The organism is Noviherbaspirillum aerium, assembly GCF_008929045.1.
GTDB lineage: Bacteria > Pseudomonadota > Gammaproteobacteria > Burkholderiales > Burkholderiaceae_D > Noviherbaspirillum > Noviherbaspirillum aerium.
The window spans coordinates 1-20,896 of record NZ_VFAH01000031.1 but is presented as its reverse complement, the minus strand read 5'-3'; the positions used below and the strand labels follow the sequence as shown (position 1 = coordinate 20,896).

Annotated in this window: 22 protein-coding genes; 5 read left to right on the top strand and 17 right to left on the bottom strand. The window is 58.4% G+C overall.

Features of this window, described 5'->3' with window-relative positions; genetic code table 11:
- Window positions 1-288 precede the first annotated feature (288 nt).
- From purH to tyrS, 7 genes are all read right to left on the bottom strand, one after another.
- Complete coding sequence (gene purH, locus FH061_RS26605) at window positions 289-1,854, bottom strand: bifunctional phosphoribosylaminoimidazolecarboxamide formyltransferase/IMP cyclohydrolase (RefSeq protein WP_151638860.1); 1,566 nt, start codon at window positions 1,852-1,854, stop codon at window positions 289-291.
- 146 nt (window positions 1,855-2,000) lie between these two features.
- Window positions 2,001-2,234: a Fis family transcriptional regulator gene (locus FH061_RS26600; RefSeq protein ID WP_151638859.1), complete on the bottom strand. Its 234-nt coding sequence runs from the start codon at window positions 2,232-2,234 to the stop codon at window positions 2,001-2,003.
- A gap of 26 nt (window positions 2,235-2,260) precedes the next feature.
- Window positions 2,261-3,277 carry a tRNA dihydrouridine synthase DusB gene (dusB, locus tag FH061_RS26595; RefSeq protein WP_151638858.1) on the bottom strand — a complete coding sequence of 339 codons (1,017 nt, stop codon included), beginning with the start codon at window positions 3,275-3,277 and terminating at the stop codon, window positions 2,261-2,263.
- 98 nt (window positions 3,278-3,375) lie between these two features.
- Complete coding sequence (locus FH061_RS26590) at window positions 3,376-4,029, bottom strand: histidine phosphatase family protein (protein WP_151638857.1); 654 nt, start codon at window positions 4,027-4,029, stop codon at window positions 3,376-3,378.
- Between the two features lie 40 nt (window positions 4,030-4,069).
- Entirely contained in the window at window positions 4,070-4,708 is a 639-nt protein-coding gene (locus FH061_RS26585; RefSeq protein WP_151638856.1) for a YbhB/YbcL family Raf kinase inhibitor-like protein, read from the bottom strand.
- 76 nt (window positions 4,709-4,784) lie between these two features.
- The gene (dtd, locus tag FH061_RS26580) at window positions 4,785-5,240 is read right to left on the bottom strand and encodes a D-aminoacyl-tRNA deacylase (RefSeq protein WP_151638855.1); all 456 of its coding nucleotides are present in this window, start codon (window positions 5,238-5,240) and stop codon (window positions 4,785-4,787) included.
- A 4-nt stretch (window positions 5,241-5,244) separates the two neighbouring features.
- Window positions 5,245-6,501: a tyrosine--tRNA ligase gene (gene tyrS, locus FH061_RS26575; RefSeq protein WP_151638854.1), complete on the bottom strand. Its 1,257-nt coding sequence runs from the start codon at window positions 6,499-6,501 to the stop codon at window positions 5,245-5,247.
- 249 nt (window positions 6,502-6,750) lie between these two features.
- Here tyrS and FH061_RS26570 point away from each other — a divergent pair, with 249 nt between their 5' ends.
- Together FH061_RS26570 and FH061_RS26565 are read left to right on the top strand one after the other, a co-directional pair.
- Window positions 6,751-8,133 carry a M23 family metallopeptidase gene (locus FH061_RS26570; RefSeq protein WP_151638853.1) on the top strand — a complete coding sequence of 461 codons (1,383 nt, stop codon included), beginning with the start codon at window positions 6,751-6,753 and terminating at the stop codon, window positions 8,131-8,133.
- Between the two features lie 77 nt (window positions 8,134-8,210).
- Entirely contained in the window at window positions 8,211-9,341 is a 1,131-nt protein-coding gene (locus tag FH061_RS26565; protein WP_151638852.1) for an anhydro-N-acetylmuramic acid kinase, read from the top strand.
- A gap of 89 nt (window positions 9,342-9,430) precedes the next feature.
- Here FH061_RS26565 and erpA read toward each other — a convergent pair whose 3' ends face one another.
- The 6 genes from erpA to rplM form a co-directional block, all read right to left on the bottom strand.
- A complete protein-coding gene (gene erpA / locus FH061_RS26560; RefSeq protein WP_151638851.1) occupies window positions 9,431-9,781 on the bottom strand; it encodes an iron-sulfur cluster insertion protein ErpA in 351 nt (116 codons plus the stop codon).
- Between the two features lie 51 nt (window positions 9,782-9,832).
- Window positions 9,833-10,222 carry a bactofilin family protein gene (locus tag FH061_RS26555; protein ID WP_151638850.1) on the bottom strand — a complete coding sequence of 130 codons (390 nt, stop codon included), beginning with the start codon at window positions 10,220-10,222 and terminating at the stop codon, window positions 9,833-9,835.
- Between the two features lie 11 nt (window positions 10,223-10,233).
- Window positions 10,234-10,929, bottom strand: a complete 696-nt coding sequence (locus tag FH061_RS26550; RefSeq protein WP_225984907.1) for a DUF6776 family protein — start codon at window positions 10,927-10,929, stop codon at window positions 10,234-10,236.
- A gap of 71 nt (window positions 10,930-11,000) precedes the next feature.
- Window positions 11,001-12,044 (bottom strand): N-acetyl-gamma-glutamyl-phosphate reductase, encoded by a 1,044-nt coding sequence (gene argC, locus FH061_RS26545; RefSeq protein ID WP_151638848.1) that lies wholly within the window; start codon window positions 12,042-12,044, stop codon window positions 11,001-11,003.
- 337 nt (window positions 12,045-12,381) lie between these two features.
- Window positions 12,382-12,774 (bottom strand): 30S ribosomal protein S9, encoded by a 393-nt coding sequence (gene rpsI, locus FH061_RS26540; RefSeq protein ID WP_151638847.1) that lies wholly within the window; start codon window positions 12,772-12,774, stop codon window positions 12,382-12,384.
- Window positions 12,775-12,783: 9 nt separating this feature from the next.
- Complete coding sequence (gene rplM / locus FH061_RS26535; protein ID WP_151638846.1) at window positions 12,784-13,212, bottom strand: 50S ribosomal protein L13; 429 nt, start codon at window positions 13,210-13,212, stop codon at window positions 12,784-12,786.
- A 379-nt stretch (window positions 13,213-13,591) separates the two neighbouring features.
- Between rplM and FH061_RS26530 the strand changes: the two genes are divergently transcribed.
- A complete protein-coding gene (locus FH061_RS26530) occupies window positions 13,592-14,038 on the top strand; it encodes an OsmC family protein (RefSeq protein WP_151638845.1) in 447 nt (148 codons plus the stop codon).
- Between the two features lie 67 nt (window positions 14,039-14,105).
- Here FH061_RS26530 and coq7 read toward each other — a convergent pair whose 3' ends face one another.
- The gene (coq7, locus tag FH061_RS26525) at window positions 14,106-14,732 is read right to left on the bottom strand and encodes a 2-polyprenyl-3-methyl-6-methoxy-1,4-benzoquinone monooxygenase (protein ID WP_151638898.1); all 627 of its coding nucleotides are present in this window, start codon (window positions 14,730-14,732) and stop codon (window positions 14,106-14,108) included.
- Window positions 14,733-15,122: 390 nt separating this feature from the next.
- Between coq7 and FH061_RS26520 the strand changes: the two genes are divergently transcribed.
- Window positions 15,123-16,184, top strand: a complete 1,062-nt coding sequence (locus FH061_RS26520) for a porin (RefSeq protein WP_192805271.1) — start codon at window positions 15,123-15,125, stop codon at window positions 16,182-16,184.
- A 399-nt stretch (window positions 16,185-16,583) separates the two neighbouring features.
- Window positions 16,584-17,603 carry a porin gene (locus tag FH061_RS26515; RefSeq protein WP_151638843.1) on the top strand — a complete coding sequence of 340 codons (1,020 nt, stop codon included), beginning with the start codon at window positions 16,584-16,586 and terminating at the stop codon, window positions 17,601-17,603.
- A 693-nt stretch (window positions 17,604-18,296) separates the two neighbouring features.
- On the opposite strand, the gene FH061_RS26510 is transcribed toward FH061_RS26515, so the two are convergent.
- The 3 genes from FH061_RS26510 to FH061_RS26500 form a co-directional block, all read right to left on the bottom strand.
- The gene (locus FH061_RS26510) at window positions 18,297-18,983 is read right to left on the bottom strand and encodes a DUF3025 domain-containing protein (protein ID WP_225984906.1); all 687 of its coding nucleotides are present in this window, start codon (window positions 18,981-18,983) and stop codon (window positions 18,297-18,299) included.
- A 167-nt stretch (window positions 18,984-19,150) separates the two neighbouring features.
- Window positions 19,151-20,209: a dihydroorotase gene (gene pyrC, locus FH061_RS26505; RefSeq protein WP_151638841.1), complete on the bottom strand. Its 1,059-nt coding sequence runs from the start codon at window positions 20,207-20,209 to the stop codon at window positions 19,151-19,153.
- A gap of 147 nt (window positions 20,210-20,356) precedes the next feature.
- Window positions 20,357-20,896: amino acid ABC transporter ATP-binding protein (locus FH061_RS26500; protein WP_151638840.1), on the bottom strand; the 540-nt coding region annotated here is incomplete at its 5' end.

Sequence of the window (20,896 nt, the reverse complement as noted above, 5' to 3'; positions counted from 1 at the left end):
GATGATTCCTCAACGCGGACGGTTGCGCGTTCGTGTGGCGATTCTATCGAATCGGCTTGCCCACACCAAATAAATTTATTGTTGCCGCACCGGTGCGGGTGCGGAGTTGAGACAGACTTGATGCTTTGTCATCGCCGCGGAAACGGTTCGATACAGTCGGGATGAAGGAAGAAACTGCAGGAGAAGACCGGATCGGGCGCAGGATCCGGCCTGCTTGCCGCCGCAATGCCGCCTGGTGAAACTGCGGATAGGAGCGGCAGGGGCGGCAGGGGCGACGGCAACCGTCGATCAATGACGGAAGTGACGTGTGCCGGTGAACAGCATCACGACGCCGCGCTCGTCGGCGGCATCGATGACTTCCTGGTCGCGCATCGAACCGCCGGGATGGATGACGCAGGTGGCGCCGGCATCAACGACCACGTCAAGGCCATCGCGGAACGGGAAGAAGGCATCGGAGGCCACCGCGGTGCCGGCCAGGGACAGGCCGGCATTCTGCGCCTTGATCGATGCGATGCGCGCGGAGTCGATGCGGCTCATCTGGCCGGCGCCCACGCCCATGGTCATGCCATTGGCGCAGAACACGATGGCATTCGACTTCACGAACTTGGCCACGCGCCAGGCGAACATCAAATCCTGCATCTGTTGCGGCGTCGGCTGCTTCTTGGTGACGACTTTCAGTTCGGAGACCGCGACGTTCTTCGCATCCGGCGACTGCAGCAGCAGGCCGCCGCCGACGCGCTTGAAGTCGTAGGCGTTGACGGCATTGTCGAGCGGGATTTCGAGCAAACGAACATTCTGCTTGGCGGCGAACACCTGCTTGGCTTCGGCGGTGAACGACGGCGCGATCAGCACTTCGACGAACTGCTTGGCGACCGCTTCGGCAGCCTTGCCGTCAAGCTCGCGGTTGAAGGCGATGATGCCGCCGAAAGCCGAGGTCGGGTCGGTCTGCAATGCCTTGCCGTAGGCTTCCAGCGGCGATGCGCCGACGGCCACGCCGCAGGGGTTCGCATGCTTGATGATCACGCAGGCGGTTTCCTCGAAGGTCTTCACGCACTCCCAGGCGGCATCGGCATCGGCGATGTTGTTGTAGGAGAGTTCCTTGCCCTGCAACTGCTTGTAGTTGGCGAGCGAGCCCGCCACCGGCGCCAGGTCGCGGTAGAACGCGGCGGACTGGTGCGGGTTTTCGCCGTAGCGCATTTCCTGCACCTTCTCGAAATGCAGGTTGAGCGTCTGCGGATAGGCGCTGCGCGTCGCATGCTGCTTGTCCTCGCCGAGCGCGGTCAGGTAGTTGGTGATCGCGCCATCGTATTGCGCGGTATGCGCGAATACTTTCTTGGCCAGGGCGAACTTGGTGTCGTAGCCGACTTCGCCGTGATTGGCCTTCATCTCGTCGAGCACGCGGCCATAGTCGGCCGGATCGCAGACCACGACCACATCCTTGTGATTCTTCGCCGAGGAACGCAGCATGGTCGGGCCGCCGATGTCGATGTTCTCGATGGCGTCTTCCAGCGTGCACTGATCCTTGGCCACCGTCTGCTGGAAGGGATACAGATTGACCACCACCATGTCGATGGTCGGAATGCCGTGCTGCTCCAGGGCAGCAACATGTTCGGGCAGGTCGCGGCGGGCCAGGATGCCGCCGTGGACTTTGGGATGCAGGGTCTTCACGCGGCCATCAAGCATTTCCGGAAATCCGGTGTAGTCGGCGACTTCGGTCACCTTCACGCCATTGTCGGCGAGCAGCTTGGCGGTGCCGCCGGTGGAGAGGATGTTGACGCCTTGAGCGGCGAGCGCCTTGGCAAACTCGAGCACGCCGGTCTTGTCGGACACGGAAATGAGGGCTTGTTTGATCATGATGGGCTTGCAGTAGGAGGTGGAGGAGATGGATAAGGAAAACGGTGATCGCAGGTTTGCAGGGTTGCACGGTTGTCGCCGGACGTGCGTCCATCCATTGGACAGGCGGTCATCGACAGCGCCGCATTGCGGCCGGTGGTACCGCGCTACAGCAAGCCGTGCTGCTGCAGCTTCTTGCGCAGGGTGTTGCGGTTGATGCCGAGCATTTCGGCGGCCAGGGACTGATTGCCTTCGGCACGTTCCATCACCGCTTCAAGTATCGGTTTTTCCACGGTAAAGACCACCATTTCATAGACGTTCGACGGCTGCTGTTCGCCGAGATCCTTGAAATATTTTTCAAGGCTCTTCTTGACGACGTCCTGGATATTGTCTTTGCTCATGAGAATCTGTATTGGGTTTTTTAGGGTCAGGCTGCCAGCTTCCGCGCGGCGAGGCCGTATTGTAACCGCTCGCCGAAGGCCGACTGCGATTCGAAAAACGCATCGACGGCCGCCAGCTGCTCCTCGCAGCTTTCCAGCCGGTTCATGCGCTGCCTGAATTCTTCGCCGTCCGGCAGGTCGCGCACATACCAGCCGATATGCTTGCGCGCGGTGCGCAATCCCATGAAGTCGCCGTAGAACGCGTAATGCGCGAGCAGATGTTCCCGCATCAAGGCGCGCACTTCGCCGACCAGCGGCGGCGGCAGGCGCTCCCCGGTGCGCAGGAAATGATCGATTTCGCGGAAGATCCAGGGCCTTCCCTGGGCGGCGCGTCCGACCATGACCGCGTCGGCGCCGGTGAAGGCCAGCACCTGCCGCGCCTTTTCGGGCGAGGTGATATCGCCGTTGGCCACCACCGGTATCGATACCGCCGCCTTGACGGCGGCAATGGTGTCGTATTCCGCTTCGCCGCTGTAGCCGTCGGCGCGGGTGCGGCCATGCAGGGTCAGCATCGCGATGCCGGCCGCCTCGGCCATCCTGGCGATGGTCAATGCATTCTTGTTCCGGCGGTCCCAGCCGGTGCGGAATTTCAGCGTCACCGGCACGTCGACCGCACCGACGACGGCATCGAGAATTTCTCCGACCAGCCTTTCGTTCTGCAGCAGCGCAGAGCCGCACCAGCTGTTGCAGACCTTCTTTACCGGGCAGCCCATGTTGATGTCGATGATCTGCGCGCCGCGCTCGACATTGAATTTCGCGCTTGCGGCAAGCATCGCCGGATCGGCGCCGGCGATCTGCACCGCCTTCGGCTCCATTTCCCCTTCGTGGTTGATGCGGCGGGAAGTCTTTTCGCTGGCCCACAGGCGCGGGTCGGATGCGGCCATTTCGGATACCGCATAGCCTGCGCCGAGCTGCTTGCAGAGCTGGCGAAAAGGCCGGTCCGTCACTCCGGCCATCGGAGCGACAAAGACATTGTTACGAAGCAAATGAGGACCGATGTTCACAGGAGGACAGATTTCGGGCAAACCGCTATTCTAGCCGGTTCAGCCTGCCTATCAAATAAGCAGCTCCGGGAATTTGCCGTTGCGGCGTGCCGGTCTTGTCAACGGGCGATTTCGTCGAGCGCCTCGGCATCCAGTTTCGCAAGATGCGAAACATCGCCCCATTGCAAAAGACTTAATTCCCTGCCATCCCATGCGAAGCGGTTGACGCTGGCATTGAAGATGTCGAAGGTGCGTTCCTGCGCGAAGTCCATCTGCTGGGCGGCGCGGTACGCGCATTCCAGCACGCCGCCATGCGCCACCATGGCGATCCGCCGGTAGCTGCCTTCGCTTGCAATGCGCTTGATCGCATTGATCGTGCGGGTTGCGAATTCGCGCATGGTTTCTGCAACATGCACGCCCGGCGGAAAGCGGGCATCGATATCGCGCGCCTTCCATGCGGCGAATGCCTGCGGATAACGCTCGCTGATTTCCGCATACAGCATGCCTTCGAACGCGCCGTAGCAGCGCTCGCGCAATCCCGCATCGGTCCGTACCGGAAGGCCGTGATGAACGGCAATGGCTGTCGCGGTCTGGCGTGCGCGCTGCAGATCGCTGGAAAAGACCGCATCCAGCCTGGTATCGGCGAGACTGCGGCCCAATGCGGCGGCCTGCCGCTCGCCTTCCCCGTTCAAGGGAATATCGAGATGGCCCTGCAGGCGCCTGATGGCATTCCACGCGGTTTCCCCGTGGCGGATCAAAAGTATTTCTGTCACGGGGACTCCGTATGGCTTCGATGTGCTCTTGTCGTGTTGCTTATTTCGCCGCAACCTGCGGATTGAGCGTGTAGGTGCCGGTCATCTTCGCTTCGCCGAGGATGTGGCCTTGCATCGCCTCGATAAGCTGCGCGCCGGTGAATTTGCCGTCGACCGGCAATCGCTCGACGTCGAGGGCATAGACCGTAAAGACGTAACGATGAAGGATGGAATCGTTCCATGGCGGACAGGGACCGTCATAGCCGTAGTAATCGCCGGACATATTGGCGTCGCCGGCGAACCAGCTGGTGTAATCATTGATGCCGTGGCGTCCTGCGCCCCCGCCGCTGATCTCGGGGCCGGACTTGCCGCGTGCCGTCACTTCACTGCTGTACTGTCCAGCCGCGATCGACTGCGTACTCGCGGGCAGGTCGATCAGCGTCCAATGGAAAAAACCCACGCGCGGAAGATCGGCCGGCACGGTCTTGCCTTCCTGGTTCACATCGTCGCCGCGCGACGGCACGTCGATATCGTGGCAGATCAGCGCGAAGGATTTGGTGCCGTCCGGCACGTCGCTCCAGGCAAGATGCGGATTCCGGTTGGATGACATCGCGACATGCGTGGCGGGATCGATCACGCAGAATGCAAATTCACCCGGAATCGGTTCACCATCCTTGAATGACTCACTCCATAGCTTCATCGAGGCCTCCTGTTGTGATTGTGACTGGTTATGACTGGAAAACACGGGTTGCAAACCTTGAAACGCCTATTGTCCATCAAGTCGGAATTCGCGGCTTGACCTGCAGCCAGAAGGTCACCGGACCGTCGTTGGTCAACGAAACCTGCATATGCGCGCCGAAGCATCCGGTTTCCACCGCGGCATGGCTTGCACGCGCCGCGCTCACGAAATGATCGAACAGGCGGCGGCCCTCTTCCGGCGTAGCGGCAGGCGTGAATGAGGGACGGGCTCCAGACCGGGTGTCGGCGGCCAGCGTGAATTGCGGCACCAGCAGCAGGCCGCCGCCGGTATCGGCAACGCTGCGGTTCATCTTGCCCGCATCGTCGGCGAACACCCGGTAGGCGAGCAGCTTGGCCAGCAGCGCATCGGCCTCCTTCACGGTGTCGTTGCGTTCCGCGCAAACGAGCACCATGAGGCCGCCATTGATGGCGCCCACCACCTCTCCTTCGACGACCACGCGCGCCTCGAGCACGCGCTGCAGCAGGGCGATCATGCGCTCAGGCCAGCGTGACGCGCGCGAACTTGCGCTTGCCGACCTGCAGCACGAAAGTGCCGGCCTCGACCTTCAGGCCCTTGTCGCTGACGGTGTCGCCGTCGATGCGTACGCCGCCCTGCTCCACCATGCGCAGCGCTTCGGAAGTCGATGCGCACAAATTGGCCTGCTTGAGCAGCTGTCCGATGCCGAGCGGCGCTCCGGTCAGGCCGACTTCAGGAATATCGTCGGGAATGCCGCCCTTCGCGCGGTTGTTGAAATCGGCCAGCGCATCTTCGGCGGCCTGCTTCGAATGGAAGCGGGTCACGATTTCCTGCGCCAGCAGAACCTTGATGTCGCGCGGATTGCGTCCGCCCTCCACTTCCGTCTTGAAAACCGCGATCTCGTCCAGCGAACGGAAGGACAGCAGTTCGTAATAACGCCACATCATGGTGTCGGAAATGCTCATCAGCTTGGCGAACATCGTGTTGCCGGGTTCGGTGATGCCGACATAGTTGCCCTTGGACTTCGACATCTTCTCGACGCCGTCCAGACCTTCGAGCAGGGGCATGGTCAGGATGCACTGCGGCTCCTGGCCATAATCCTTCTGCAGCTCGCGGCCGACGAGGAGATTGAATTTCTGGTCGGTGCCGCCGAGTTCGAGGTCGGACTGCAGCGCGACGGAATCGTATCCCTGCATCAACGGGTACAACAGTTCATGTACGGAAATAGGCGTGCCAGCTTTGAAACGTTTTGTAAAATCCTCACGTTCCAGGATGCGGGCTACCGTATATTTTGCGGATAGCTGGATCATTCCGCGTGCACCCAGCGGATCGCACCATTCCGAGTTGTAACGAATCTGCGTGCGAGCCGGGTCCAGCACCAGGCTTGCCTGGGCGAAGTAAGTCTTTGCGTTTTCCTCGATTTGTTCCCTGGTCAGGGGCGGTCGCGTGATATTCCGGCCCGACGGATCACCGATCATCGACGTGAAGTCGCCAATCAGAAAGATGACGGTATGCCCCAGATCCTGCAGCTGGCGCATCTTGTTCAGGACAACAGTATGACCAAGGTGCAGATCCGGCGCGGTGGGATCCAGCCCGAGCTTGATCCGCAGAGGCTTGCCCGTCTGCTCCGAACGCGCGAGCTTCTGGGCGAATTCGGATTCGATCAACAATTCGTCGACACCGCGTTTGGTGATTGCAAGCGTTTCCATGACGGAGTCCGACAGGGGCAATGACTGCTGCGGAATAGTGTTTTGCTGCAATGTCTTGGAGGTGTCCATGTGCTGATCAAAATTAAAATTTAACTGTGAAAAATCAATACGATCGCTTTGATATAATCTCGGCTACTTTTCAGTCCTGCAATGGTATTGTTTTTATTGCATGGCAGAACATGCGAAGCTTGTGACAGATCATCAACGCTTCGGGCTAGAACAAGAAGTGCCGCCGGCATTCCCTCGCCGGCACAGCCCGCATGATCGAATCACCCCGTCACCGGCTTCTTGGCTAAACCGCAAATTCTAACTTATTGCATGCTCCCTACAGACAAATTCATGAGCCTGGACTCGAGCAGCAAGTCACCAACCGGTGCGTCGCGCAAGACGCGCATCATTTCGGCCACGGCCATCTTCCTCGCGGTATGCGCTTTCGGCGCGGCCGGCGTGGCGCCGATGGCACCCGACGCATCCGACCTCCCGGTCAAATCCATCACCGAAGAACTGAACGTCCCCAGCCTCTCCGAACAGATCGCGCAGCTGCACTCCGATAGCCAGAGCTATCGGCGCGAGGAAAGAGTGCGGCCGGGCGACACGCTGGCAACGCTGCTGTCGCGGCTCGGGGTCAATGACGACGCCGCCGCAAGCTTCATCAAGTCGGACAAGCTTGCGTACAACGTTCTGCAACTCAAGGCAGGACGCCGCGTTCAGGTGGAGACCGACAAGGATGGACAACTGCACCGTCTGGTAACGACGCTGACTGACAATAGCGGACAACCAACCAAGAACATTGTCATCGCCCGCAGCGGCGAGGGCTTTACCGCAAAGGAGAGCCCCACCACGCTTGAGCGCCGCGTGGAAATGCATTCCGGCGAAATCCGCTCCTCCCTGTTTGCCGCGACCGATGCCGCGCAGATTCCGGACAGCGTGGCAAGCCAGATCGTCGACATGTTCTCCACCAACATCGATTTTGCTTCCGACCTGCGCAAGGGCGACCGTTTCAATGTTGTCTACGAAACCTTCTGGCAGAACGGTGAATTCGTCCGTGCCGGCCGCGTCCTTGCCGGCGAATTCCGCAATGGCAACAACCGCTATCAATCGGTATGGTTCGATGAACCCGGCAGCAAGCAGGGAGGCGGATACTACTCCTTCGACGGCAAATCGCTGAAGAAGGCCTTTCTCAAGTCGCCGCTGGAGTTTTCCCGCGTATCCTCCGGTTTCTCGATGCGCCAGCACCCGATCTCGGGACAATGGCGGCGTCATGAAGGCGTCGATTTTGCGGCGCCCACCGGTACGCCGATCCGGGCTTCCGGCGATGGCGTCGTCGACTTCGTTGGCATGCAGACCGGCTACGGCAATGTGGTCGTGCTCAAGCACTGGAACAATTACTCGACCGCCTATGCGCACATGAGCCGCTTCGCTGCCGGGCTGCAGAAGGGAGCCAAGGTCAATCAGGGCGAGGTCATCGGTTATGTCGGCAGCACTGGCTGGTCTACCGGTCCGCATCTGCATTACGAGTTCCGGGTCAATAATCAGCCGCGCGATCCGATGTCGATCGACGTGCCCAACGCGCAACCGCTGGCCGCAGCAGACCTGCAGCGATTCCGCGAAGTGGCGAGCGAAATGAGCCATCGCTTCGCTTTGCTGAATCCGGCGGAAAATCGGGGCAAGGACAGCGGCACCACACTGGCAGCGAAATAATCGCCGCTCACGCACGCCGGCAACCAGCGAACCGTGGATGAGCCTGTAAAATCAGCAGGCTCATCCACGGTTTTTTTATGCTTGATTCTTCCACACAATTTTTCATCGGCCTCATGTCCGGCACCAGCATGGACGGCATCGACGGCGTGCTTGCGGCCTTCTCCGGAAACGAAGGCGAGCAGATCTCGACGATTTCCACCTCGTATCTTCCCTTCCCCGATGCCTTGCGCGAAGACCTGATGGCGTTGCAGGCGCCTGGGGAAAATGAAATCCATCGTGAGGCGCTAGCCGCCAATCAACTGGCGCGGCGATACGCCGAATGCGTGCGCATACTGCTTGCCGAGTCGGCACTCGATGCGACCCGCATCAAGGCGATCGGCGTCCACGGGCAGACCGTGCGCCACCGTCCGGAGTTGGGTTATACGCGCCAGACAAACAATCCTGCCCTGCTGGCCGAACTCACCGGCATTGATGTGATCGCGGACTTTCGCAGCCGGGATATCGCAGCGGGCGGACAAGGTGCTCCGCTGGTCCCGGCATTCCATCAGGCGGTTTTTGGCATGCCCAATGAAATCCGGGCGGTAGTCAACATTGGTGGGATGAGCAATATCAGCGTTCTCAATCAGGGACACAGCATTCTCGGTTTCGATACCGGACCGGGCAACGTGCTGATGGATGCCTGGATCCGCGAGCACCAGGGAAAAGCCTATGATGCAAACGGTTCCTGGGCGTCAGCCGGGATGATTGATCCGGCATTGCTGCGTGAATTGATGGCCGAGCCTTTCCTTGCCTTGCCACCGCCCAAGAGCACCGGCCGCGATCTCTTCGACCGAGCCTGGCTCGAAGCGCGATTACAGGCTCACCCCGGATTGCGCCCCCAGGATGTACAGGCAACCCTGGCCGCGTTTACCGCACAGACGCTGGCTGAAGCGATTGCGGCACATGCCGCAGGCGCCCGCAATGTGTACGTGTGCGGTGGCGGCGCGTACAACGCGCACCTGATGCAGCTTCTGCAGCAGGCGCTCGGGGAGCAGGGCCATCCCGGTCTTCTGCACTCGACCGATATTCTGGGTATCTCGCCGAATCATGTGGAGGCACTGGCATTTGCCTGGCTTGCCTATCGGCATGCGCACGGCAAGGCAGGCAACCTTGCCTCTGTCACCGGTGCCGCCGGGCCGCGCATCCTTGGCGCATGCTATCCGGCTTGAAGAGGATGAGATCGAAAATTGACCGATCCGGCAGAAAACAAAAAACGCAGGCCAAGCCTGCGTTTTTTACTGAATCGGAAAGAAGGTTCTCATGCAGAGAATGAAGAACCGCATCCGCAAGTGGTGGTTGCATTCGGATTCTTGATGACAAACTGTGCACCTTCCAGGTCATCCTTGTAATCGATTTCTGCGCCGACCAGATACTGGTAGCTCATGGAATCGATCAACAGCTGGACACCATTTTTCACCATGGTGGTGTCATCTTCATTCACGATTTCGTCAAACGTGAAACCGTATTGAAAACCCGAACAGCCCCCGCCCTGCACAAACACGCGAAGTTTCAGATCCGGATTACCTTCTTCTTCAATCAATTGTGCAACTTTTGCCGCGGCGCTATCGGTGAAGACGATCGGTGCGGGCATTTCGGTAACTGCGTTCATTATGGGAGCTCCTGCAAAGGTCAATGCCTGATTATAGACGCTTGGCGCATTTCACGTATTTGACATCGCCAGTTTGAGCACCGGCTCGCCCACTTGGTCATGTGTCAATTTCCCGGAAACAATTGCACCGCCGTGCATTTCCAGCGCCTTGTAAAACACATCTCCAGTTATGCGGGCGCGTGGCTGCAATTCAAGCAGTTCGGATGAATGTACCGGACCGATGATTTCGCCGTTGACGACCAGATGCGCCACCTTGACCTCGCCTTCGACCTTGGCATGCTCGGAAATCACCAGCATGCTCGGTTCATCGCCAGTCGCAATAACGTTGCCTTTCACATGGCCATCGATGCGTAGGCCGCCCTGGAAGTGCACGTTTCCCTCGATTTTTGTCGATATGCCAATCAGACTGTCGATCGTGCCTTTTGTTTTGCGGCCTAACATGGGGCTCTCCTTTAAAAATTGGCGGACAGTTGCGCCCGAATCTGTCCCTTGTCGAGCACACGCGCCTGTACCATTTTTGCTACGCTTCCTTCCGGCAGGGTGAGGATCCCTTCAACGCGCTGATAATGACGGAAGCTGAGCTTGAATTTGTCCTGCTCGGCGGAAGCGGCTTCCGGAAAAACCATCATAGCACTCTTGCCGGCCTGCAGCGTATTGACAGTCAACTGGAGATTTCCAGTAAATAACTGGTCTCCCTTTCCTCCCTGCATGATCAGCAAACGATACCTTACCTGGTTCGGCGCTATTTGATCAATCTTCAACCGGCGAATCGTAATACCTTGCGGACCCGTTGCGTTCGGCAACAAACTTTCAAAAAATGCAAGATCCTCCTTGAGACGAATGTTTTCCGACTCAAGCACCTTGACCTGTGCCGCCAGCTGCTTTTGCGCCGAGCGTTCGATGTTGAGCTGGCTTTCAGCGGCATTGGCAGTAGCCGAGTACTGGTCCCGCTCCGTGCTCAGGGTTTCGACCTGACTCTTGTAGCGGGATAACTGGGCTCGAAATGTATGCGGGTCGGCACCGGGAAGCACCTGCCCGTTCTCGAACGCCCACATCGCGGCAGCACCTGCCAAGCCGATGACGGCAACAAAAAATGCGCGAACCGGCCAGGGCAGTGCACGCTGCACGGTCAGTTTGGGCAGCGCCATCGGAACGCGACGGCGCGACAGCCGATACTTCATCGATATGAATTCAACAGAAAGTTGATCAACAGCACTACTTACGGCAATACCGGAACCTGGGTCAGGCCGGTTGTTTCATCAATACCGAACATGATGTTCATGCATTGGACCCCTTGACCGGCGGCGCCCTTTACCAGATTGTCCTCAACGACCAGGATGACGAGCAGATCTCCGCCATCCGGGCGATGCACCGCAATCCGCAGCTTGTTGGACGCGCGCACCGAGCGGGTTTCCGGATGGCTGCCAGGCGGCATCACGTCGACAAACTTTTCCCCTTCGAAGTGGGCTTCGTACAATGCCTGGAAATTCACATCGCGGGCCTCGGGCAGGATATTGGCGTACAGAGTTGAATGAATGCCGCGGATCATCGGGACAAGATGAGGAACGAAGGTAAGCCCGACCTTGCGGCCGGCGATGGCTTGCAGGCCCTGTGTGGTTTCGGGCAGATGCCGATGGCCCTTGACGCCATAAGCCTTGAAATTGTCCGCCGCTTCGGCCAGCAGCGTATGCACTTCGGCCTTGCGTCCCGCCCCGGAAACCCCGGACTTGCAATCCGCGATCAGCATGGATTCGTTCACCAGCGGCTTGCCTTGCGCGAGAAGCGGCGCATAACCCAGTTGCATTGATGTCGGATAGCAGCCTGGCAAACCGATCAGACGCGCCTTTCTGATGGCTTCGCGATTGACTTCTGGCAGGCCATAGACGGCTTCAGCAAGCAGGTCGGGACAGGAGTGCGGCATCCCGTACCACTTTTCGAACATGGCGGTATCCTTGATACGGAAATCCGCGGCAAGGTCGATGACCTTGACTCCCGCAGCAAGCAACTCCGGCGCTTGCGCCATCGCCACGCCATGCGGAGTGGCAAAGAACACGACGTCGCATTCATTCAGCTTCGCCTTGTCCGGCGAAGAGAAGGCAAGTGAAACATGGCCACGCAGCGACGGAAACATGTCGGCCACCGGCATGCCGTCTTCCTTGCGCGAGGTGATGGCAGTGAGTTGCGCTTGCGGATGGGCTGCAAGCAAACGCAGCAACTCTACACCCGTATATCCAGTGCCGCCGACAATACCGACCTTGATCATGTTCTTTCCTTGCCAAAAATGATTTCAACTTTGAAATTTTAACAGCCCGAACGCTTCCGCTTGCTGGCAATTCCTGTTGCACAACGATATTGCTGGCACCGACACCGGGCTGTGTCTGATAAGCATCGCGAGCAGTTCGAAGTCGCGTTGCGTTGAGGAGTGGCACCGCACGCACACGAAAAATACGCCGAGCACCGCACGCCGGAATTCAGAACGCGCAGCAGCTTATCAAACCCAGCCTAGCCCCGGCCTCGCGTCCGCATGAGTACTGCAAGCGGAAAAACAAAAAGCCGCCAGGCGCATACCTGACGGCTTTTCGATGCTCTGAAAACGCAGATTAGCGCTTGGAGAACTGTTTCGCGCGGCGTGCCTTGCGCAGACCGACTTTCTTACGCTCGACTTCACGTGCATCACGTGTGACGAAACCGGCTTTGGCCAGTTCCGGCTTCAAGCCTGCATCATAGTCGATCAGTGCACGGGTGATGCCGTGACGAACAGCACCTGCCTGGCCGGACTCGCCGCCACCATGCACGTTGACCAGGATGTCGAAACGCTCGACATTGCCGGTCAGTTCGAGAGGCTGGCGAATCACCATCAGACCGGTTTCGCGGGAAAAATATTCCGCAGCGGGCTTGCCGTTGACAACGATATTGCCGCTGCCGGTTTTGATGAAAACACGAGCCACTGCACTCTTGCGACGGCCGGTTCCGTAGTTGTAGTTACCGATCATGTCCGTTCCTTAGATTTCGAGTGGCTTGGGTTGCTGAGCCGCATGCGGATGAGTGCCGTCGGCATATACCTTCAGCTTCTTGATCATTGCGTAGCCAAGCGGACCCTTGGGCAGCATGCCCTTGACCGCCTTCTCCAGCGCACGACCCGGAAAACGCTGTTGCATTTTCAGGAAATTGGTTTCGTAGATACCGCCCGGATAAGTCGAGTGACGGTAATAGATTTTGTCCTGAGCCTTGTTGCCGGTCACGCGCAGCTTGCCTGCATTGATGACGACGATGAAGTCGCCCGTGTCGACGTGGGGAGTGAACTCGGGTTTGTGCTTGCCGCGCAGTCGGAGTGCCACTTCGCTGGCAACACGTCCGAGGACTTTGTCCGTTGCGTCAATCACGAACCACTCGCGCTGTACCTCATGGGCTTTAGCGGAAAAGGTTTTCATGATGATTTCCTAAATAGATAAAAACGCTCAAATTGGCGGTTCCGGTTCGATACTGCATGCCGGACTCTTCCTTGTTGTCTTTTCCTGAGCGAACGGAAAGCCCGAAAGTATAGCCTTTTCAAAGACTTGCCGTCAAATGATTATCGCACCCCGCATGGATGCCTGGCGTTGATGCGGCATGTCGACCCGCTTGTTCCGGAACGGTCATGCAAACAGGCGCGCCTGTCCGGCGGGCCAGGCTTGATACGAGGAACCCTTGCCGGCTCGCGATACCGTACATGGACCTCCGCCATGCCGGGAGCATCGGCACCCTGCCCTGCGATAGAACCCGTCTGAAAATAGTTACAATACCGCCTTCCGACTTGAGCGAGAGTAGAAAATGGAATGCACAGTACGCTGGACCGGACTTTCTGGAATGACCTTTATGGCGGAAACAGGATCTGGCCATGTAGTCACGATGGACGGTGCGCCGGATGGTGGCGGACGCAATCTGGCACCCCGCCCGATGGAAGTTGTTCTGGCCGGCACCGGCGGCTGCACCGCTTATGATGTCGTGCTCATCCTGAGGAAAAGCCACCAGGACGTGCGCGGCTGTGACGTTACGCTGAAATCGGAGCGAGCCGAAAAAGATCCCAAGGTTTTTACCAAGATTCACTTTCACTTCACCGTGCGCGGCCGCAATCTCAAGCCGAACATCGTCGAAAGGGCCATCAAGCTATCACACGAAAAGTACTGCTCGGCCTCGATCATGCTGGAAAAGACGGCTGAGATGACGCATTCATTCGAGATAGTCGACGATCTCGCGGAAAGCGGCGCTGAAGCCTGAACTGCATTCCCATCGACAATTCCTGCGTTCTTTCGATGCCAGGCCGGCGCCGGGAGAACGCGGGCTTTCAGATGTAATACGCCGTCCCTGTCATCACTTTTGACATTGCCGTCATGACCAGGCGCACAGGCGCCGGCACTTCAGCTGCACCCAATGCTTTTGCATGGGCGCCATGTGCTGCTTCGTCTTCCCGCATCTGGTCGACAATAACGCGTGACTTGCTGTCGTTTGCCGGCAGCGTTCCCAGATGTTCAATCAAATGGGCTTCGACCTGGCGTTCCGTTTCAACAACAAAACCCAGGCTATGGGCATCACCCATGCGAGCCGCAATTGCGCCGATGGCATAGGAGCCGACATACCACAGCGGATTGAGCAGGCTGGTGCGGGATCCGAGCTCCCGCAACCGCTCGGAAGTCCATGCTAGATGATCCTCCTCTTCCCTGCCCGCCTGCCTGAACTGTTCCTTCAAATGTGCATTCTTGGCGAATTGCGCCTGAGAATCATAAAGGGCTTGGGCGCAAACCTCGCCCACGTGATTGACGCGCATCAGGCCGGCACTATGGCGGCGGTCTGACTCGGGTAACTGGGCATCCATCACTTTTGCCGCTGGATTCTGTCGCGACGCATGCGTCACGCCCGCGACAACGCGCAGCATCTTGTCAAACCCGATCAAAACATCGTCCAGGTGCGCCATCAAAAACCTCTCTTGTCGTGAATCATTAAAAACATGTTCCAGCCCCCCGTTACAAAACCTTCTCTTTGTATCGGGAAAGCGCATAAGTCAGCATGGTGAGCCTAAAAAATTTAGTACGACCGTACCGAAACGCGATGCGGCGCCATGGATTTTTATTGCAAATACGCTATGAAAAGCGCAATTTCTGTTGTTGTTGAACCACATATTCACCGGTAGATTGTCATATACGCCAAATTCCCTTTGCTCAAAGCGGCCACATTTGATGAAATCACCTTAACTTCTTTACCAGAAGGTCGGAAGTTCCAGTAGCGCTGCAGGCTTTGCCAATGCGCCTGCTGAGGAAAAAGGCAAGAAAAAAATTTTAGCATGCCAACCCTTGGAGATAATTTAATGAAAAAGTCGCTTCTCGCACTCGCAGTCATTGGTGCATTTGCAGGTGCTGCTCAAGCACAAACCAGCGTGACCATCTACGGTTCCATCGACGCTGGCCTGCGTTATACAAACAATGCTAATGCTGCTGGCGATAGCCGCATTCAAATGGGTGGATTCAGCAACGGTAACTTCAACCGTAACCGTCTTGGCTTCAAAGGTGTCGAAGATCTGGGTGGCGGCATGAATGCCCACTTCACACTGGAAACCGGCTTCAATTCCGGCACAGGTTCGCTTGATAACGCCACCAACAGGCTGTTCAACCGTTCCGCATTCGTCGGCTTGGGCGGCGCTTGGGGCTCTCTGGACCTTGGCCGTCAGTACTCGGTCAACTTCAAGACGATCGCACTGTATGACCCGTTTTCCTACAAGTTCACCAGCATCGTCCCGCTGGCTGGCAACGGCGGCCTGACTTGGCTGGATAACGATATTCAGTACACCGGCACGTTCGGCCCGATCACTGCGCGTGCAGAATGGGCATTGGGCGAAGTTGCGGGCAGCACCAGCAACGGCTCGACTCAGGCAGTTGGCCTTGGTTATACAGGTGGCCCATTCACAGCAGGCGCAGCTTATACACGCCGTGAAGTCGCTGCCTCCGCAGCTGCAGGCGCCCCCTTCGTCGACGCAACCAACTGGACAGTCGGCGGCGCATTCACGACCGGCCCGTTCCGTGTTGCAGCTGGTTACGCCAGAAACGAAACTGATGTTGTCGCTGGCGGCTCGAATGAGATTGATGACGCATGGGTTGGCGGCAGCTGGTCCATCACTCCGGCAGCTCAGCTGACCGTTGGTTACTATCGCACCAAGCTGGATGCAGTTGCAGCTGGCGCGGATGTCCGTCGCAACACCTGGATCATCGGCACGACCTATGCCCTGTCCAAGCGTACCAACCTGTACGCAGACATCGATCGCAGCTCCTACACCGGCGCAGGCGCAAGCAATCCGGCTACTTGGGGCATCCAGCGCGCCGGCGCTTTCTCGAATGTCACCGGCGTGTCGATCGGCGTGAACCACCTGTTCTAACAGAGGAAGACCGGCCCGGGGCCACAAGCCCGGTCGGATCTCTCTGATATGCCAGAAGCCAGGCTCCTTGGGAGTCTGGCTTTTTTATTGCGCATTTGTTTTTCAGAGTGCTATACAACCGGAATTTCAAATTGGAAACGATGCAATAATTGCAACACCCATAGCAGTTTCCGAGTACGCCGATTGGCAAGGACGTTGCAGCGCCACCACAAAAAAGCCGCAAACTGATGTAAAAATCGAAATTCCCTTTGTCCTTAGCCCTGATATTTGATGAAATAACCATCGGCTTCTTAGTTAAATTCTAAAGAAGCATAGCTTTCTGGCAGATGCCGTTACCTTGGCAGCCTCGCCGAACGCACTACTAAAAATTTAGCTCGATAAACCTTTGGGGATTATTCAATGAAAAAATCGCTTCTCGCGCTTGCAGTTCTGGGTGCTTTTGCCGGCGTAGCTTCCGCACAGTCCAACATCACCATCTACGGCGTTGCAGACGTCGCCATCGAGCGTTTCAAGACTGATCCGGGTGCATCGACAACTCGCATGTCCAGCGGCGTTCAGTCCGGTAGCCGTCTCGGTTTCAAGGGTACGGAAGATCTGGGCGGCGGTCTGTCCGCTTCCTTCACGCTGGAAAACGGCTATGACATCAGCACCGGCGCAGCAGCACAGGGCGGCCTCCTCTTCGGTCGTCAGGCATGGGTTGGCCTGAACGGCGGCTTCGGCTCCGTCAAGCTCGGCCGTCAGTACACTCCGATCTTCGGCGCACTGGATTCCATCGATCCGTTCGGCACCGGCATGACTGGCGACGGCTCGGGCATCATCGCCGTGTTCCGTCCGTACGGCGTTCGCATGAACAACACCATCAACTATTCCGCAAGCTTCGCTGGCTTCAATGGTCAGCTGGCATATGGTCTGGGTGAAGTCGCCGGCAGCAGCTCCATCGGCCGCCAAATCGGCGCATCGGTCGGCTACAACAACGGCCCGATCACCGGCGTGTTTGCTTATCATGACCAGAACACAGCAACTGCAGCTGGCGTGGACACCGGCAATGCTCGCACCATGCTGCTGGGTGGCGCGTTCAACTTCGGCGTTGCAGCTATTCACGCAGCTTACGCGGACAACCGCGACGAAGGCGCAACTGGCCTCCGTACAAGCCGCAGCCGTGACTACATGCTCGGCGCAAGCGCTCCGATCGGCGCAGGCAGCATCATGGCTGCATACGTTCGTCACGACGACCGTTTCGCAGGTGGCGCAGCTGACGCTGACTACTGGCAGCTCGGCTACAGCCACAGCCTGTCCAAGCGTACTAACCTGTACACTTCCTACTCCATCATCAAGAACGATGGCGCAGCTACATTCGGCGGCGCAGCAGCAGGCGGCGACGCTAGCTGGATCAACGTCGGTGTCCGTCACCGCTTCTAATCATTTGCGGGCGCAAGCCCGCTTTGGTTCGAAAACAAAAAGCACCTTCGGGTGCTTTTTGTTTTTGTTGGTCGCCCTAGGCTGTGTTTGATAAGCGGCTGCGCGCTCCGAATTCGCGCCTGCGGTGCTCGGCGTCCTGTCCGTACGCATGCGTTCCGCTCCTTAACGCAATGCCGAGTCGCTCGCCCCTTAATCAGACCCCGCCTACCGGTGGTTTGTTGAACTGAGCGGTTAGAGCGGTTTCACCCTGACCTGCCTGCCGATCCCGTACAGGCTGCCGCTGGCATTGCGTTGTGATTCCTTGCGATGGCTTGCTCATGTGGAGTCGTCACGCCTTGTCTCAGCGGCAATGTGCCTCGGCCTAGACCGCTCAAGGCGAAACCGCCTAGAGCGGATTGCCGGTGAGTGTAAGGAAGCATCGGTTTGCCTTGGGATGCAGGGCAAGGCGGGAGGAGCGCCGTCTGGCGGCCACACCAGCAACGACCAACGCCGCCATGCGCCCAAGGCCGGCCGAGGCGACCGTACAGTCGTACAGTCGCCTGCAATCCGCTCTCATTCTCTTATCCGCTCGACCTTTGGCAAGGCTCGCGAGAAATACCTTGTTGCATGCGACGCGGTTAGCTTTGTGACAGCACTCCTCCTGGATACGCATCCTTCACCACTGCGTCCACCTGCATGACGGCTGCGTGTACGCTATGGAGTCGCTGCCTGATCGGTTCGACGTTTGGGACGAAAGACCTTTGCGTCGCCATAGAAGATGGCATCCTGCTGCTCATGCCATCCTGGTATGCCGAGCACGGGCAAGGGATTGTAGGCGCGCATTGTAATATCGCTCTGCAGAGATGGCGCGATTGCATCGTCGAGCCAGCGTTGCCGCTCGGCTGCACTCCAGAAGAAATACCGACGATCGACAATCATCGGCCAGGCGTGCGCGGTGATTGCCTTGAACGGCGTGACCAGCTTCTCCATCAGGGCGTGGCCAAACAGCCTGACCTCGCAGACCGAGACAAACTCATCCCGCCGTTCGACAAACAGCTCATGCCATCGATGTCCACGCAAGGCATCAATCAACCCGGCCTCTGATGTCACGAAAATGGCGGCGTTCTCATCGAAGATCGTGGCAACGTCGCGTGCCGTGCCTCTTTGAGATGGCATGCCGGAATTCCTGGCAAGTTCCGCTGCCTGCAGGCTGTTGAGTTGCCGCTTGATGACGGGAAAGCGAAGCCAGATCAGCGCATTGAAAAAATCGTGCAGATTGTCACGGGTAGGCACGCCGCCGGTTTGACTGATGAAGCTTTCGTACGCGACGTCGTCAGGCAGGTCTGTCTGAGGCACAAAACGAAGCTGAAGGCCACGATGATTGCACAAGCCGCGTTTCACCGCGATGGCATTGATTTCATCACGCCAGTAGCCGCCGGCCCCGAGTATGGAGGTGCCCAGTTCCCGGACCGGGGCAAGCCATGGCCTGTCCCAGTCAATCGTTGCGAAGGCGGACGGATTCATGCGTAAGGTCTATCAGGTTGCGACGGCATCCGAACGGCAATGAATCAAAGCAGTTTCCATCCGATCGACTCGCCGCCATTCAACGGCACGACCGTCGAATCTCCCATCGACAGTTCCGAAGGCAGTGTCCATTGCTCGCGCTGCAGGGTCACCTTGCCGGTATTGCGCGCCAGTCCATAGAAGGCGGGTCCATTGAAACTGGCAAAGGCTTCCAGCTTGTCCAGCGCTCCTGCCTGGTCGAATGCCTGTGCATACAATTCCATCGCATGCAATGCCGTATAACATCCGGCGCAACCGCAGGCATGTTCTTTCAATCCCTTCGGATGGGGCGCAGAGTCTGTACCGAGGAAGAACCTCTCGTTTCCGGAAGTTGCCACCTTGACCAGCTCCCGACGGTGCTCTTCCCTCTTCAATACGGGAAGGCAGTAATAGTGAGGACGGATGCCGCCCTTGAATATCTCGTTGCGGTTATAGAGCAGATGATGCGCCGTGATGGTGGCGGCAATCGGTCCCGCCGCTTCGGTCACGTATTGCGCCGCATCCCTGGTTGTAATGTGTTCGAACACCACTTTCAGCGCCGGCATATCGCGACGCAGCGGCTGTAGCACGCGGTCGATGAATACGGCTTCGCGGTCGAAAATATCGATGTCGGAATCAGTCACCTCGCCATGAACGAGGAAAGGCATCCCGACTTCCTGCATGACTTCCAGCGTTTTGTAGCATTTAGTCAAGGCCGTCACGCCGGCATCGGAGTTGGTCGTGGCGCCTGCAGGATACAGCTTGACCGCATGAATAAAGCCGCTGTCCTTCGCCCGGCGGATTTCATCGGGCGGTGTGTTGTCGGTCAGGTAGAGGGTCATCAGCGGCTCGAACTGCATCCCGGCCGGCAAAGCGGCCAGAATGCGTTCCCGGTAAGCCCCCGCCTGCTCGGTGGTGGTGACCGGCGGCTTCAAGTTCGGCATGACAATGGCACGCGCGAACTGGCGCGCGGTATGCGGCAGAACGCTGGCCAGCGTAGCGCCGTCGCGCAGATGCAGATGCCAATCATCCGGACGGGTCAGGGTGATACTGGAGGGCTGGGAGGTAGTAACTGGGCTGGACATGATGTGGCTTCCTCGAAAGAGCCGCTATTTTACCTTTGACGGTGCAGGATGGAGCCAGGCACGCTTCCATTCCTCCATGCAATGTCCAATAAAAAAGCCGCTCCGTGAAACCTGGAGCGGCCAGTAGAGCCGAAGCGGCGGGCTTATTTAATGCGTGATGATCTTGGCCAGGAAATCGCGCGCCCGTTCCGAGCGCGGCGCGCCGAAGAACTCTTCCTTCGTGCAATCCTCGACAATATAGCCGCGGTCCATGAACACCACCCGGTTGGCCACCTTGCGCGCAAAGCCCATCTCGTGCGTAACCACCATCATCGTCATGCCGTCCTGCGCCAGCCCCACCATCACGTCCAGCACTTCATTGATCATTTCCGGATCCAGCGCCGAGGTCGGCTCGTCGAACAGCATCGCGATCGGGTCCATCGACAGGGCCCGCGCTATCGCCACCCGCTGCTGCTGGCCGCCCGACAGCTGCCCGGGAAACTTGTCCTTCTGCGCCAGCAGACCCACCCGGTCAAGATACTTCAGCCCCTTCTCGGTGGCTTCCTCCTCGCTCCTGCCCAGCACCTTCACCTGCCCGATCGTCAGGTTCTGCCGGATCGACAGGTGCGGAAACAGCTCGAAGTTCTGGAACACCATGCCGATCCTCGCCCTCAGCTTCGACAGGTTGGTCTTCGGATCGCCCACCGA

Coding starts and splice junctions, on each gene's coding strand:
- rplM (WP_151638846.1), bottom strand. CDS start 13,212: ATGAAAACCTTTTCCGCTAAAGCCCATGAGGTACAGCGCGAGTGGTTC.
- FH061_RS26520 (WP_192805271.1), top strand. CDS start 15,123: ATGAAAAAGTCGCTTCTCGCACTCGCAGTCATTGGTGCATTTGCAGGT.
- rpsI (WP_151638847.1), bottom strand. CDS start 12,774: ATGATCGGTAACTACAACTACGGAACCGGCCGTCGCAAGAGTGCAGTG.
- purH (WP_151638860.1), bottom strand. CDS start 1,854: ATGATCAAACAAGCCCTCATTTCCGTGTCCGACAAGACCGGCGTGCTC.
- FH061_RS26585 (WP_151638856.1), bottom strand. CDS start 4,708: ATGAAGCTATGGAGTGAGTCATTCAAGGATGGTGAACCGATTCCGGGT.
- dtd (WP_151638855.1), bottom strand. CDS start 5,240: ATGATCGCCCTGCTGCAGCGCGTGCTCGAGGCGCGCGTGGTCGTCGAA.
- tyrS (WP_151638854.1), bottom strand. CDS start 6,501: ATGGACACCTCCAAGACATTGCAGCAAAACACTATTCCGCAGCAGTCA.
- FH061_RS26600 (WP_151638859.1), bottom strand. CDS start 2,234: ATGAGCAAAGACAATATCCAGGACGTCGTCAAGAAGAGCCTTGAAAAA.
- FH061_RS26565 (WP_151638852.1), top strand. CDS start 8,211: ATGCTTGATTCTTCCACACAATTTTTCATCGGCCTCATGTCCGGCACC.
- FH061_RS26530 (WP_151638845.1), top strand. CDS start 13,592: ATGGAATGCACAGTACGCTGGACCGGACTTTCTGGAATGACCTTTATG.
- erpA (WP_151638851.1), bottom strand. CDS start 9,781: ATGAACGCAGTTACCGAAATGCCCGCACCGATCGTCTTCACCGATAGC.
- FH061_RS26550 (WP_225984907.1), bottom strand. CDS start 10,929: ATGGCGCTGCCCAAACTGACCGTGCAGCGTGCACTGCCCTGGCCGGTT.
- FH061_RS26555 (WP_151638850.1), bottom strand. CDS start 10,222: ATGTTAGGCCGCAAAACAAAAGGCACGATCGACAGTCTGATTGGCATA.
- FH061_RS26570 (WP_151638853.1), top strand. CDS start 6,751: ATGCTCCCTACAGACAAATTCATGAGCCTGGACTCGAGCAGCAAGTCA.
- coq7 (WP_151638898.1), bottom strand. CDS start 14,732: ATGGCGCACCTGGACGATGTTTTGATCGGGTTTGACAAGATGCTGCGC.
- argC (WP_151638848.1), bottom strand. CDS start 12,044: ATGATCAAGGTCGGTATTGTCGGCGGCACTGGATATACGGGTGTAGAG.
- FH061_RS26515 (WP_151638843.1), top strand. CDS start 16,584: ATGAAAAAATCGCTTCTCGCGCTTGCAGTTCTGGGTGCTTTTGCCGGC.
- pyrC (WP_151638841.1), bottom strand. CDS start 20,209: ATGTCCAGCCCAGTTACTACCTCCCAGCCCTCCAGTATCACCCTGACC.